Here is a 14086-nt window from a genome sequence, read left to right on the forward strand (position 1 = left end):
CGCCGTCACCGCGTCGGCCGCTCCTCCCGCACCACGGCCACCGACCGCGCCGCCACGACCACCTCGCCCGTGACCTCCCGGCCGCCGACCAGCTCGCGGCCGGCGGCCGGGACCCGCGCCTCGGACCGGCCGTGGTTGAGCAGGAACAGATACGACCCGGCCGCCGAGACCCGGCGCACCGCCTCCACTCCGTCCGGCGCGTCGGCCACCGGCCGCACCCCGCTGCCGGTCAGGACCTGCTCCAGCAGGGCCGCCACCGGCTCGGCGTCCAGGTCCGCGGAGACGTACCAGACCTCGCCGCGGCCCACCGTGCGCCGGGTCACCGCGGGCCGCCCGGCGAGCGCGCCCGCGGTGTAGGCCGCCACCACCTCGGCGTCGTCGGCGTGCAGGTGCTCGCTCCACCGGCCGTACGCCCAGCCGTTGTCCAGCGTGCCGCGGTCCTCGTCGAGCAGCGGGTGGAACTCCTCCACCCACACCCCCAGCAGCTCCCGGAACGCGCCCGGGTAGCCGCCGGTGCGCACCCGGTTGGCGCCGTCCACCACGCCCGACAGGTAGGTCACCACGACCCTGCCGCCGGCCCGGGCGAACGCCTCGACGCGGCGCGCGGTGCTGTCCGCCGTGAGGTACAGCCCCGGCACGAGCAGCACCCGGGCACCCTCCCACGCGGCCCCCGGCGCGACCACGTCGACCGGCACGTTCCGCCGCCACAGCGCGCGGTGGTAGCGCCGCGCCACCTGCTCCAGCCGCAGGTCCTGGTGCGGTTTCGGCCCCGCCTCCCAGGCCCACGCCGACTCGTCGTCCACCAGGAGCGCGACCTGCGCCGGCGGCACCGTACTGCCCGCCACCTCGCCGATCCGGCGCAGCAGGCCGCCCAGTTCGCGCACCTCGCGCCAGACCCGGGTGCGGGTGCCGGCGTGCGGCAGCATCGCCGAGTGGTACTGCTCGGACCCGGCGGCGGACTGCCGCCACTGGAAGAACAGCGCGCCGTCCGAGCCGCGGGCGACGTGCGCGAGCGAGTTGAGGGCCAGCTCGCCGGGCTCCTTGGCGAGGTTCCTGGGCTGCCAGCTCACCGCGCCCGCCGCGTGCTCCATCAGCAGCCACGGCCGGCCCGCGCTCAGCCCCCGGGTGCGGTCGGCGCTGAACGCCAGCTCCTGCACCCGCTCGGGGTCGGCGGCCGTCGTGTAGTGGTCGGTGGCCACCACGTCCAGCCGCGGCGCCCACCGGCTGTGGTCCACGACGTGGGGCCCGGCCCCGACCATGAAGTTCGTGGTGGCCGGCCGGTCCGGCGAGAACTCGGCGAGCACCTGCCGCTCGGCGTCGTACTGCGCCAGCAGCGCGTCGGAGGAGAAGCGGCCGAAGTCCAGCACCAGGCCCGGGTTGCCCGGCATCCCCGCGTCCCGCGGCGGGTCGATCTCCTCGAAGTCCGCGTAGTGGTGGCCCCAGAAGGCCGTGCCCCAGGCGTCGTTGAGCGCGTCGAGCGAGGGGTAGCGGGCGGCGAGCCAGCGGCGGAAGTGCGCGGCGGAGTCCGCGCAGTGGCACATCCGGTTGCCGTTGCCGTACTCGTTGCCGACGTGCCACAGCCGCACCGCGGGGTGGTCGCCGTACCGCTCGCCGAGCGCGCGCACGATGCGCAGGGAGTGGCGGCGCCAGTCGGGGTTGCTCGGGCACCAGCCGAGCCGGCCGCCGGCGCCCAGCCGGGTGCCGTCGGCCCGGACCGGCAGGATGCCGGGGTGCGCGCGCAGCAGCCACGGCGGCGGGCTCGCCGTCGGCGTCGCCAGGTCCACCCCGATCCCCGCGCCGTGCAGCAGGTCCAGCACCCGGTCCAGCCAGCCGAACTCGTAGCGGCCCTCGCGCGGTTCGAGCGCGCTCCAGGAGAAGACGCCGACGGTGACCAGGGTGACGCCCGCCTCGCGCATCAGGGCCACGTCCTGCGGCCACACCTCCGGCGGCCACTGCTCGGGGTTGTAGTCACCGCCGAACGCGAGGCCCCCCTGCGGCCACTCCAACGGGCCGGGCTCCCGCGGTGCCTGGTGCGCCGCCGCTTCTTGCGCCATCCGAGTTCTCCTTGCTCCCGCCGGGACCCAATTGTTTGAACCGCAAACATAACTATGCCATGATGGCACCCATGTGGACAGCCGACACCAGTCCCCGCCCGGCGCCGCGCGCCGGCATCATCGGCGGTGGTTTCATCGCGGCCGTGCACGCACGCGCCGTCCGCGCGGCCGGGGGAGCGCTGCACGGCGTGGCCTCCAGCTCCCCCGAGCGGGCCCGCACCGCCGCCCGCGACCTCGGCGCGGCACGGGCGTACGCCTCGGTGGACGACCTGCTCGCCGACGACGACGTCACCGTGGTGCACGTGTGCAGCCCCAACGGCACCCACGCCGGCTACGCCGAGGCGGCGCTCGAGGCGGGCAAGCACGTCATCTGCGAGAAGCCCCTGACGGTGGACCCGGACCAGGGCGCCGCCCTGCTCGCCCTGGCCGCCGCCCGCGGGCTGACCGCCACCGTCCCCTTCGTCTACCGCTACCACCCGATGGCCGTCGAGGCCCGCGCCCGCGCCGCCGCCGGCGGCCTCGGCGCCCTGGTCGGGGTGCGCGGCGCCTACCTCCAGGAATGGCGGCTGGCCTACGACGAGGACGGCTGGTGGAGCCTGCCCGCGGCGACCGGACCGTCCCGGGCCTTCGGCGACATCGGCTCGCACCTCGGCGACCTGGTGGAGTTCGTCTCCGGCCGGCGCATCACCCGGGTCAACGCGGTCACCCGGACCGTCCACGACCGCAGCCCGCAGGGCCGCCCGCTGACCACCGAGGACCTCGCCGCCCTCGTCGTCGAACTCGACGGCGGCGCCATCGGGTCGCTGATGGTCTCCCAGATGGCCTTCGGCCGCAAGAACCACCTCTTCCTGGAGGTCTCGGGCACCGACGCCAACGTGCTGTTCGAGCAGGAGAACCCCAACGCGCTGTGGTACGCCGACAAGACCGGCGAGCGCCGCATCCCCCGCGACACCCCGCACCTGTCCGCCGAAGCCGCACGGCTGTCGATCCTGCCCGCCGGCCACCCGATGGGCTACCAGGACGCCTTCAACGCCTTCGTCCGCGACAGCTACGACGCCGCCGCCGGCGCGCCGCCGCGCCCGGAACTGCCCACCTTCCGCGACGGGTTGGCGATGGTGCGGCTGACCGCGGCCGTCGTGGCGTCCGCCGCGTCCGGCACCTGGACCGACATCGCCGAGACACCCCCGGCGCCGACCACCCCGCAGCACCCGGCGGTACAGCACACCGAAGGAGCCCCCACCCCATGACCGCACCGGCCGCCCGGCCCGTCACGCTGTTCACCGGCCAGTGGTACGACGTGCCGCTGGAGCGGATCGCCGCCGACGCCGCCGCCTGGGGCTACGACGGCCTGGAGGTCGACTGCGGCAACCACCTCGACCTGGTCCGCGCCGAGGAGGACCCCGGCTACCTCGACTCCTTCCGGGCACTGCTGGACCGGCACGGTCTGGGCGTGTGGGCGCTGTCCGCCCACGCCGCGGGCAACGCCGTCGGCACCGGCGCCTTCGACTTCCGCCACGCCGACCTGCTGCCCGGGCACATCTGGGGCGACGGCGCCGCCGAGGGCGTGCGGGCCCGCGCCGCCGAGGCGATGAAGCGCGCCGCCCGGGTCGCCCGCAGGCTGGGCGTGGAGCGCGTCGTCGGGTTCTCCGGCTCCACGATCTGGCCTTACGTCGTCGGCTTCCCCGGCGTCCCCGACCACGTCGTCGACGCCGGGTACGAGGACTTCGCGCGCAGCTGGCACCCGGTGCTGGACGTCTTCGACGACGAGGGCGTGGTCTTCGCGCACGAACCGCACCCCGGCGAACTCGCCTTCGACTACTGGACGGCCCACCGCACCCTCGAAGTCCTCGGCCACCGGCGGGCGTTCGGCTTCAACTGGGACCCCAGCCACCTGATGTGGCAGGGCGTGGACCCGGTAGTGTTCATCACCGACTTCGCCGACCGGATCTACCACGTCGACTGCAAGGACACCCGGCTGCGCCCGCGCGACGGCCGCTCCGGGCTGCTCGGCTCGCACCTGCCGTGGGGCGACCCGCGCCGGGCCTGGAACTTCGTGTCGGTGGGGCACGGCGACGTGCCGTGGGAGGACGCGTTCCGCGCGCTGACCGCCGCCGGATACGCCGGCCCGATCTCGGTGGAGTGGGAGGACATGGGTATGGACCGCGCGCACGGGGCGGCCGAAGCACTCGCCTACGTACGGTCGTTGCAGTGGCCGGTGCCCGGCGGCGCGCCGGCCCCCGCGCCGGAGGAGAAGGGAACGACCCAGTGGCCGGCATGCCCCGACCGGTGAACGGCGGCGCCCGGCGGCCCGCCGGCGGCACCGCCGACGACCTGCGCCGCAACAACCTCGCCACCCTCCTCACGCTCGTGCACCGCGGCGGCGGGCTCTCCCGCGCGGAGCTGACCCGGCGCACCGGGCTGAACCGCTCCACCGTGGGCGTCTGCCTGGCCGAACTCGTGGGCCTGGGCCTGGTCGTCGAGGGCCGGCCCGCCGCGAGCCCCGGCAAGGGCCGGCCGAGCGCGGTCATCACGCCGTCGAGCAGCACCGTGGCGGTCACGGTGAACCCCGAGGTCGACGCGATCACCGTCGGGCTGGTCAGCCTCGGCGGCCAGGTGATCGAGCGCTGGCGGATCGAGACCGCCGCCGACCTCACCGCGAAGAAGGTGGTGGCGCGCAGCGCCGCGGCGATAAACGGCCTGCTGACCGGGCGCACCCTGGACGTCGTGGGCATCGGTGTCGCCGTGCCCGGCCAGGTCCGGCTCTCCGACGGCCATGTCCGCGACGCGACCCACCTGCGGTGGCAGGAGGAGCCGCTGGCCGCGGAGCTGGGCAGCGCGACCGGGCTGCCGGTCAAGGCCGCGAACGCCGCCTTACTGGGCATGTTCGGCGAGGTCGCCTTCGGCGCCGGGCGCGGGGTGGACGACCTGGTCTATCTGATCGGCGGCGCCAGCGGCATCGGCGGCGGCGTGGTCAGCGGCGGCGAGGTCATCACCGGCGTGTCCGGGTACGCCGGGGAACTCGGCCACACCTTCGTCCGCACCGGGGGCCTGGCCTGCCACTGCGGTGCCACCGGCTGCCTGGAGGCCGAGGTCACCCAGCAGGCGCTGCTGGACGCGGTCGCGCTGCCGGCGCACCAGGCCGAGCGGCTGGACGAGGCGCTGGCCGCGGCCGGCGAGGACCCGGAGGTGCTCGCCCTGGTCCGGCACGACCTGGACCTGCTGGGGATCGCCGTGCGCAACGCCGTCAACGTCTTCAACCCGGCCATGGTCGTCCTCGGCGGCTTCCTGGCGAGCCTGTACCGCAACCGGCCCGCCGGCACGGACCTCGGCCAGGACGCGATCCGCGCGGACCGGGAGGCGCTGACCGTCACCACCGCCGAACTCGGCCCCGACCAGCTGCTGATCGGCACCGCCGAACTCGCCTTCGCCGACCTGCTGGCCGACCCCGCCGCGGACCGTGCCGCGCTGAGGCCCGCGACCTGAAGCCCCTGACGTGAGGCCCGCGACCTGAAGCCCGTGACCAAGCTCGCCCCCCGTACGCCCCCGTGGTGAGCGGTCGGAGACCGGACGGCCCCTGACAGCCGCCCCGCTCTCCGACCGCTCACCACGGGGGCGTACGCGCGGGGGCGTGCGGCTCAGCGGGGGAGGCCGCAGAACCGGGCCCGCGCCTTCCCTCACGAAGGCGCGGGCCCGGCGCTTCGGGTGTCAGCCGGCGCGGAAGGCGGCGTCCACCGCCTGCACCCAGCGGCCGCACCGCAGGACGCTGTCGCGCGGCGGCAGCGCGGAGTGGTCGACCTCCACCACCAGCCAGCAGTCGTCCGTCGGACCCAGCGCGGCGACGAGCGCGGCCGGTTCCAGGTCGCCGTCGCCCGGTTCGCGCCACAGCCCGGCGGCGACCGTGCCGCGGTAGTCCAGACCCGCCGCGCGCGCCTCGTCGGCGACCGCCCGCGACATGTCCTTCAGGTGCAGCCCGGCCACCCGCGGTCGGTAGCGGCCGACCAGCCCGGGCACGTCGGCCCCCGCCCACGCCAGGTGCCCGACGTCCGGCCCGAAGCCGAGGGCCGGGCCCGCCAGGTCCAGCACCCGCGCGCACTCCTGCCCGGTCTCGATCCAGGTGCCGACGTGCGGGTGCAGCGCCGCGGTGACGCCTTCCGCGGCCAGGATCTCCGCGGCCGCGCCGACATGCGCGGCGATCCGGTCGAGCCGCCGGTCGCAGGCGTCCAGACCGACGGCGGGCCGTGCCATCCGGGCGCCGTCCGGGGCGGCGTCGAGCCCGACGAACGCCAGGTCCGCGCCGCACGCGGCCAGCGCGGCCGCCTGCGTGCGGGCCTGCTCCAGGTGCCCGCGGCGCGCCGCGGCGTCCTCGCTCCAGCCCAGCGCCACATAGCCGGGCCCGACCGCCAGGCCCCAGCGGGCCAGTTCGTCGGCGTAGGCGCGCGGCGCGGTCCCGGCGGGCACCGCCGCCTGCACGGCGCCGAACCCGGCCTCGGCCACGGCGGCGAGGATCTCGGCAGCCGGCGGCGGAGCGCCGAAGTCGAACCAGCCGTCGGGCGTCGCCATGAACTGCAGCGGGTTGATCGCCACCGGGTGGCGGCCGATACGTGACATGCGCGGGTCCTTCCGGTCGCGTCAGGAGCCGGCGACGGCACGCGCGGTGCGCAGCGCCAGCGCGACGACGTTGAGGGTCGGGTTGCTGGTGGTCGCGGTACTGACCACGCCGTTGCCCGCCACATAGAGATTGTCGGTGCCCCACACTTTGCCGTACGCGTCGGCGACCCCGGTCTCCTCGGTGCCCAGCCGGGTGGACCCCATCAGGTGCAGGCTGCCGCCGGGCGGCGCGATCGAGACGGACAGGCCGTAGGAGGTGTCGCGGACGGCGTCGGCGACCCGGACGTGGTCGGCGGCGGCGGCGCGGATCGCCTCCCGGTCGGCCTCGCTCAGCTCGAAGCGGGCGGTGGTGGCCGGCAGGCCCCAGGCGTCGCGGTGCTCGTCGTCGAAGAGCAGCCGGTTGCCGGGGTGCGGCGCGACCGCCACGAACTGGCCGATGTCGCTGGTCTCGCGCACCGGCACGCTCTCGTCGAAGCCCGGCACCCGGGTCCACCCGGGCACCAGCTGGGTGTGCAGCGGCCGGGCGCTGCTGGAGGGCACCCACACCCCGAACGACTCGTCCCGCGCGCCCATGCCCGCCAGCACCTCCGGGGACAGCCGGACCCGGGAGCTGACCATGGAGTGGTCGGTGAGGTAGCGGCCCAGGGCCGGCGGCCGCACCCCGGAGCTGTGCAGGATCATCGGCGAGCCGAGCGCGCCGGCGGCGGTGACCACGGTGCCGGCCTCGATCCGCAGGGTCCGCCGCCCGCCGCCTGCCACCGCGACGGCCAGGACGGCACGCGCCCTGGACCCGGCCATCTCCACGCGCGGCACCGCGTATCCGGGCACCAGCGTCACCCGGCCCGGGGCGGCGGCGTCGCCGCTGGTCAACAGGGCGTCGATGCCGGAGTACTCGGGCGAGCCGGCCGCCCCGATCCGCATGCCGACCGGCAGCGGCTGCACCTCGCGGCCGGGCGGCAGGCCGGGGAAGGCCGCAGCCAGCGCCTCGGTCAGGCGGCGCTGGCGCACCCCGTGCGCGCCGACCGAGGTGTTGGACCACAGCAGCGCCGCCGCCTGCCGCCACAGCGCCCGCATCTCGTCCTCGGGCACGCCCGGTTCGGCCTCGGTGGCGTGGTCGGGCACCGCGCAGACGTGGGACCAGAACGACATCATGCCGCCCACCGCGTGGGCGAAGCGCTGCCCGCGCAGGCCCGCCAGCGGCTGCTCGGCCCCCTCGTAGGGGGTCAGCCCGGCCAGCACGGCCGGGCCGAACTCGCTCTGCAACTGCTCCTCTTCGGGGTAGGCGTTGCGCACGTGGGTGCCCAGGCCGCCCGGGTGCGGGCGGCCGCCGGCCTCGACGACCACCGCGGTCAGACCGCGCCGGGCGACCTCGCCGGCCACGGCGGCGCCGCCGGCCCCGGAGCCGATGACCGCGACATCGGCCCGCAGCGTCGCGCCGTCCGCGAGGTCGCGCGCCACCTCGATGTGCTGGAGGGGCATTCCGTTCCTTCCTTCCGGTACGGCCGCGTCACCGCGACCCGGCGCCCGGAGAGCCGGATTCTGCTGTGTGCCGACTGCTTGCGTCACCCGGGGGCGCCTGATAAACATGTTTGCACCAACAACAAATTAAATCCAGATCACACGCCCGCTTCGGGGAGGACTCAGCGATGAAGGTGCAGTTCTGCGGAGAGGACCGGCCGGCCGCCCTGCGCGTCGGGCCCGGTGTCCTCGCCGCCGGCGAGGGGCGCGGCAGGTGACCGCCCCCACCGCGGTACCGGTGAGCGTGCCGCGGCGCAGGTCAGGGCGGTTCGGCCGGACGCCGCGGGCGAACGGGGCCCGGCGGGACTGGACCGGACTGTGGTTCGTGATGCCCTTCCTGCTGGTCTTCCTCTTCGTGTTGGTGGCGCCGGTCCTGTATGCGATCTACCTCAGCCTCTTCCAGGACCGGCTGATCGGCGGAACGACTTTTGTCGGACTCGACAACTACAAGACCGCGCTGTCGGACGGCCAGCTCTGGCACTCCCTGCTGCGGATCGTGGTCTACCTCGTCGTCCAGGTCCCGGTGATGCTCGCCCTGTCCACGATCGCGGCGCTCGCGATCGACAGCGCGCGGCTGTACCTGTCGTCGCTCTTCCGCATCACCCTGTTCCTGCCGTACGCCGTGCCCGCCGTGGTCGCCGCGCTCATGTGGGGCTTCATGTACGGCGCGCAGTCCGGGCTGGTCGGCAACCTCAACTCCGACCTGCACCTCGGCATCCCCGACCCGCTCTCCGGCGGGTACGTCCTGGCGGCCATCGGCAACATCGCCACCTGGGAGTTCGTCGGCTACAACATGCTGATCATGTACTCGGCGCTGCAACTGGTGCCCAAGGAGCGCTACGAGGCCGCCGAGATCGACGGCGCCGGCTGGGTGCGGGTGATCCGGCACATCAAGGTCCCGGCGATGAAGCAGTCCCTGATGCTGTCCGTGGTCTTCTCCGTCATCGGCAGCTTCCAGCTCTTCAACGAGCCGAGCGTGCTGAAGACACTGGCGCCGAACACCATCTCCTCCGGCTACACGCCGAACATGTACGCGTACAACCTGTCCTTCGCCGGGCAGCAGTTCAACTACGCCGCCGCGATCTCCATCGTCATCGGCGTGATCACGATGCTCGTCGCGTACCTGATCCAGCTCGGCGGCGCACGACGGGAGGGCACCCGATGAGCCGGACCGCGATCGCTCCGAGGCGCCGCAAGTCGGTCGTCCTCACCCTGATGATGTGCCTGTTCCTGGTCTACACCCTGGTGCCGATCGTCTGGCTGTTCATCAACGCCACCAAGACCCAGGACGCCCGGCTGAACAGCTTCGGCCTGTGGTTCTCCGGGAAGTTCTCGCTCTGGCAGAACATCCACGACACGTTCGCCTACGCCGACGGCCAGTTCGGCCGGTGGCTGCTGAACACGCTGCTGTACGTGGTGATAGGCGCCGGCTGCGGGACGCTGCTGGCGACACTCGCCGGATACGGGCTGGCCCGGTTCGACTTCCCCGGCAAGCGCGTCTTCTTCCCGATGCTGCTGGGCGCCGTCGCGATCCCGGCCACGGCGCTGGCCGTCCCGACCTTCCTGATGTTCAGCAAGCTGGGCATGACCAACACGCCCTGGGCGGTGATCATCCCCTCGCTGATCAACCCCTTCGGCCTGTACCTGGTCTGGTACTTCGCCGACGACGCGCTGCCGGCCGAGGTGCTCGCCGCGGCCCGGATCGACGGGGCCGGCGAGTTCCGGATCTTCCGCTCGATCGCGCTGCGGCTGCTGATGCCCGGCCTGGTGCCGGTGCTGCTGTTCAGCTTCGTGACCGCCTGGAACAACTACTTCCTGCCGCTGATCATGCTCAGCGACACCAAGTGGTTCCCGATCACGGTGGGCCTGAACAACTGGAGCATGCAGAACCAGCAGGCGGTCACCGCCAGCGGCCACCCCATCGACAACATCATCCTCACCGGATCGCTGCTGTCGATCATCCCCACCATCGTGGTGTTCCTCGTCCTGCAGCGCTACTGGGAAGCCGGACTCGTCTCCGGCAGCGTCAAGGAATAGGCCCAGGGCGGCGACAAACCCGGCCGCGGTGCCAGCGGCCTGGAATCCGGGTCCTCCGGTGAAAGTGAGAGAAAGTCATGGCGTTCAGAAGAACCGCACGTCGCCGGGTCCTGGCCGCGGCCTCCGTCGGGCTGGCCATCGGCCTGGCCCTGACCGGCTGCTCCTCGTCGAGCGGATCGGGCTCGGGCGGCGGCAGCGCCACCCAGGCCGACATCGACGCGGCCCTGCACAAGAAGACCACCATCTCCTTCTGGTCGTGGGCCCCGCAGGCCGGCGAACTGGCGAAGGCGTTCGAGAAGCAGTACCCCGACATCACCGTCAAGGTCAGCAACGTCGGCGGCAGCGACGTGGAGTACACCAAGCTGCAGAACGCGGTGAAGGCCGGCTCCGGCGTACCCGACGTGGCCTACATGGAATACCTGGCCATGCCGCAGTTCGCGCTCCAGAAGTCGCTCACCGACCTGTCGAAGTACGGCCAGTCCGGGCTCTCCTCGCAGTTCCCGGCCTCGACCTGGTCGCAGGTCGCCCTCGACGGCGGCGTGTACGGGGTGCCGATGGACTCCGGCCCGCTGGTGCTGTACTACCGCGCCGACGTCTTCAAGAAGTACGGCCTGAAGGTGCCGGCCACCTGGGCCGAGTACACCGCCGACGCGCAGAAGCTGCACCAGGCCGACGCCTCGAAGTACATCACCGCCGACGCCGGTGACGGCAACGGCACCGCCGCGATGATCTGGCAGGCCGGCGGCAAGCCCTTCTCCTCCTCCGGCTCCAAGCTCTCCGTCGACCTCGCCGACGCCGGCAGCACCGCCTACGCCGGCATGTGGGGCGGACTGCTCAGCAAGGGCCTGATCGACAGCAAGACCGCCCAGTGGTCCAACGAGTGGCTGACCGGCATGGCCGACGGCACCTACGCCACCTGGGTCGCCGGCGCCTGGGGCGGATCGGCCCTGGAGACCCACGTGCCCAAGGCGTCCGGTGACTGGCGCGTCGCGCCGATCCCGCAGTACACCGCGGGCAGAAGCGACAGCTCGCAGAGCGGCGGATCGGGTCTCGTGGTGCCCTCCGGCAGCAAGAACAAGCTCGCCGCCGCCGGGTTCGTCCGCTGGATGACCACCAGCGCGGCCGCCAACAAGATCTGGGTGCAGGCCGGCCAGGTCCCCGCGCTGAACAGCACCCTCACCTCGGCCGGCTGGCTCGGCGACAAGAGCACCTACTTCGGCGGCCAGCAGGTCAACCAGGTGTACGCGCAGGCGTCCGCCCACGCCCCGGCCGGCTGGCAGTACCTGCCCTTCGAGCCGTACGCCAACAGCGTCTACAGCGACACCGTCGGCCAGGCGTTCGCCGGCAGAACCTCGCTCAAGAACGGCCTGGCGGCCTGGCAGAAGAAGATCGTCAGCTACGCCAAGGCGCAGGGCTTCAGCGTCGACTAGTGCCGGACACCGCGCGGGCCCGTCCGGAACCGCTGTTCCGGCCGGGCCCGCGGCACGCCCGGTCCCACCATCTTTTCCACGAGGCAGGTTCGCATGAAGTTCACCGACGGGTTCTGGCTCCTGCGCGAGGGGGTCGCGGCCTCGTACGCGACCGGCGTCGAGGACGTCCGCGCGAAGGACGGCCGGATCACCCTGCACGCCGCGGTGCGCAAGGTGCGGACCCGCGGCGACACCCTCAACGCGCCCCTGATCCGGGTCGAGCTGTGGTCGCCGGCCGAGGGTGTCATCGGCGTGCGCAGCGTCCACCACGAGGGCGGCGTCCGCCGCGGCCCCCGCTTCGCGCTGCACACCGACCCCGACAGCGGAGCCCGCGCCGTACAGGACGGCTCCGTGGTGGAGCTGACCAGCGGCGAGCTCACCGCCCGGATCGACACCGCGGCGCCCTGGCGGATCGACTTCCGCGACGCCGACGGCCGCGTGCTGACCTCCTCCGGAGCCAGCGGCACCGCCTTCGCCACCACCGGCGACGGCGCCCACCACATGGTCGGCCGCCTCTCGCTGGGCGTCGGCGAACAGGTCTACGGCCTCGGCGAGCGTTTCACCCCGTTCACCAAGAACGGCCAGAGCGTCGACATCTGGCAGGCCGACGGCGGCACCAGCAGCGAACAGGCATACAAGAACGTCCCCTTCCACCTCACCAACCGCGGCTACGGCGTCTTCGTCAACCACCCCGGCAAGGTCTCCTACGAGATCGGCTCGGAGTCCGTCGGCGAGGTCCAGTTCAGCGTCGAGGACCACGCGCTGGAGTACTTCGTCATCCACGGCCCCACCCCCAAGGACGTGCTGCGCCGCTACACCGCGCTGACCGGCCGCCCGGCGCTGCCCCCGGCCTGGTCCTTCGGCCTGTGGCTGACCACCTCCTTCACCACCTCCTACGACGAGGAGACGGTCACCTCCTTCATCCAGGGCATGGCCGACCGCGACATCCCGCTGAGCGTCTTCCACTTCGACTGCTTCTGGATGCGCGAGTACCAGTGGTGCGATTTCACCTGGGACCCGCGGACCTTCCCCGACCCGGCCGCGATGCTGCGCCGGCTGAGGGACCGCGGACTGCATCTGTCGCTGTGGATCAACCCCTACATAGCCCAGAAGTCCCCGCTGTTCGCCGAGGCCGCGCAGGCCGGGCACCTGGTGCGCCGCGCCGACGGCAGCGTGTGGCAGTGGGACATGTGGCAGCCGGGCATGGCGCTGGTGGACTTCACCAGCCCGGCCGCCCGCGCCTGGTACGCCGACCAGCTGCGCCCGCTGCTGGCAGCCGGCGTCGACTGCTTCAAGACCGACTTCGGCGAGCGGGTGCCCACCGACGTGGTGTGGCACGACGGCTCCGACCAGGAGGCCATGCACAACTACTACGCCCAGCTGTACAACGAGACGGTCTTCGCGCTGCTGCGCGAGGTCCGCGGTGAGGGCGAGGCGGTGGTGTTCGCCCGGTCCGCGACCGCCGGCGGCCAGCAGTTCCCCGTGCACTGGGGCGGCGACTGTGACGCGACGTTCTCCTCGATGGCCGAGAGCCTGCGCGGCGGGCTGTCGCTGGGCGCCTGCGGCTTCGGGTTCTGGAGCCACGACATCGGCGGCTTCGAGGGCACCCCGTCGGACGCGCTGTTCAAGCGGTGGCTCGCGTTCGGGCTGCTGTCCTCCCACAGCCGCCTGCACGGCAGCACCTCCTACCGGGTGCCGTGGCAGTTCGGCGAGGAGGCGGTGGCCGTGGCGCGCGACTTCGCGCGCCTGAAGAACCGGCTGATGCCCTACCTGTACGGCGCCGCCGTCGAGGCGTCGCGCACCGGCGTGCCGGTGATGCGCCCGATGGTGCTGGAGTTCCCTGACGACCCGTCCTGCGCCGGGCTCGACCGGCAGTACATGCTCGGCCCCGACCTGCTGGTGGCGCCGGTCCTCACCGAGGACGGCGAGGTGGAGTACTACGTCCCGGCCGGCCGGTGGACGCACCTGCTCAGCGGCGAGACCGTGCAGGGCCCGGGCTGGCGGCGCGAGCGGTACGGCTTCGACAGCCTCCCGCTGCTGGTCCGCCCCGGCGCGGTGCTGCCGCTCGGCGCGGCGGCCGACCGGCCCGACACCGCGTGGGCGGACGGCGTCACCCTGCGGGTGCACACCGGCGGCGGCGACGGCGAGCACACCGTCCGCGTGCCCGGCCTCGACGGCGAGGAGGCCGCCGCGTTCGTGGTACGCCGCGAGGGCGACCGGGTGCACATCACCGCGCGGGCCGCGGCCGGGCCGGTGGCGCCCTGGCAGGTGCTGCTGGCCGGTGAGTTCGCCGCGGTGCCGGCGGACCCGGCGGCGCGGTGGGAGCGGACGGGCGAGGGCACTTTGGTCAGCCTGCCCGGCGGCACCGGTGCGGTGGAGCTGGCCCCGGCGCGGTGAGGA

At 73.5% G+C, this 14086-nt stretch carries 10 protein-coding genes; 7 read left to right on the plus strand and 3 right to left on the minus strand.

Features of this window, described 5'->3' with window-relative positions; genetic code table 11:
* Positions 1-5: 5 nt before the first annotated feature.
* Positions 6-2054, minus strand: coding sequence for a beta-galactosidase (locus AC3ERT_RS33320; protein WP_435178637.1), 2049 nt, complete (start codon positions 2052-2054; stop codon positions 6-8).
* Between the two features lie 71 nt (positions 2055-2125).
* Between AC3ERT_RS33320 and AC3ERT_RS33325 the strand changes: the two genes are divergently transcribed.
* Genes AC3ERT_RS33325 through AC3ERT_RS33335 form a run of 3 tightly spaced genes read left to right on the plus strand, consistent with a single transcriptional unit; the run spans position 2126 to position 5537 of the window.
* Positions 2126-3301, plus strand: a complete 1176-nt coding sequence (locus AC3ERT_RS33325; RefSeq protein WP_435178639.1) for a Gfo/Idh/MocA family protein — start codon at positions 2126-2128, stop codon at positions 3299-3301.
* The gene (locus tag AC3ERT_RS33330) at positions 3298-4344 is read left to right on the plus strand and encodes a sugar phosphate isomerase/epimerase family protein (RefSeq protein ID WP_435178641.1); all 1047 of its coding nucleotides are present in this window, start codon (positions 3298-3300) and stop codon (positions 4342-4344) included. The genes AC3ERT_RS33325 and AC3ERT_RS33330 overlap by 4 nt, the downstream gene beginning before the upstream one ends.
* A complete protein-coding gene (locus tag AC3ERT_RS33335) occupies positions 4329-5537 on the plus strand; it encodes an ROK family protein (RefSeq protein ID WP_435178643.1) in 1209 nt (402 codons plus the stop codon). Before AC3ERT_RS33330 ends, AC3ERT_RS33335 begins: the two co-directional genes overlap by 16 nt.
* Before the next feature lie 222 nt (positions 5538-5759).
* Here the strand turns inward: AC3ERT_RS33335 and AC3ERT_RS33340 are convergent, their stop codons facing one another.
* The gene (locus tag AC3ERT_RS33340) at positions 5760-6662 is read right to left on the minus strand and encodes a sugar phosphate isomerase/epimerase family protein (protein ID WP_435126811.1); all 903 of its coding nucleotides are present in this window, start codon (positions 6660-6662) and stop codon (positions 5760-5762) included.
* A 21-nt stretch (positions 6663-6683) separates the two neighbouring features.
* The gene (locus AC3ERT_RS33345; protein ID WP_335972655.1) at positions 6684-8141 is read right to left on the minus strand and encodes a GMC oxidoreductase; all 1458 of its coding nucleotides are present in this window, start codon (positions 8139-8141) and stop codon (positions 6684-6686) included.
* 283 nt (positions 8142-8424) lie between these two features.
* On the opposite strand from AC3ERT_RS33345, the gene AC3ERT_RS33350 reads away from it, so the two are divergent.
* From AC3ERT_RS33350 to yicI, 4 genes are all read left to right on the plus strand, one after another.
* The gene (locus AC3ERT_RS33350) at positions 8425-9345 is read left to right on the plus strand and encodes a carbohydrate ABC transporter permease (RefSeq protein ID WP_435127367.1); all 921 of its coding nucleotides are present in this window, start codon (positions 8425-8427) and stop codon (positions 9343-9345) included.
* Complete coding sequence (locus tag AC3ERT_RS33355; RefSeq protein ID WP_435178645.1) at positions 9342-10217, plus strand: carbohydrate ABC transporter permease; 876 nt, start codon at positions 9342-9344, stop codon at positions 10215-10217. Before AC3ERT_RS33350 ends, AC3ERT_RS33355 begins: the two co-directional genes overlap by 4 nt.
* A gap of 77 nt (positions 10218-10294) precedes the next feature.
* Positions 10295-11647: an ABC transporter substrate-binding protein gene (locus AC3ERT_RS33360; protein WP_435178647.1), complete on the plus strand. Its 1353-nt coding sequence runs from the start codon at positions 10295-10297 to the stop codon at positions 11645-11647.
* 93 nt (positions 11648-11740) lie between these two features.
* Complete coding sequence (yicI, locus tag AC3ERT_RS33365; protein WP_435178649.1) at positions 11741-14083, plus strand: alpha-xylosidase; 2343 nt, start codon at positions 11741-11743, stop codon at positions 14081-14083.
* Positions 14084-14086: the final 3 nt, after the last annotated feature.

The organism is Actinacidiphila sp. bgisy145, from assembly GCF_057708125.1.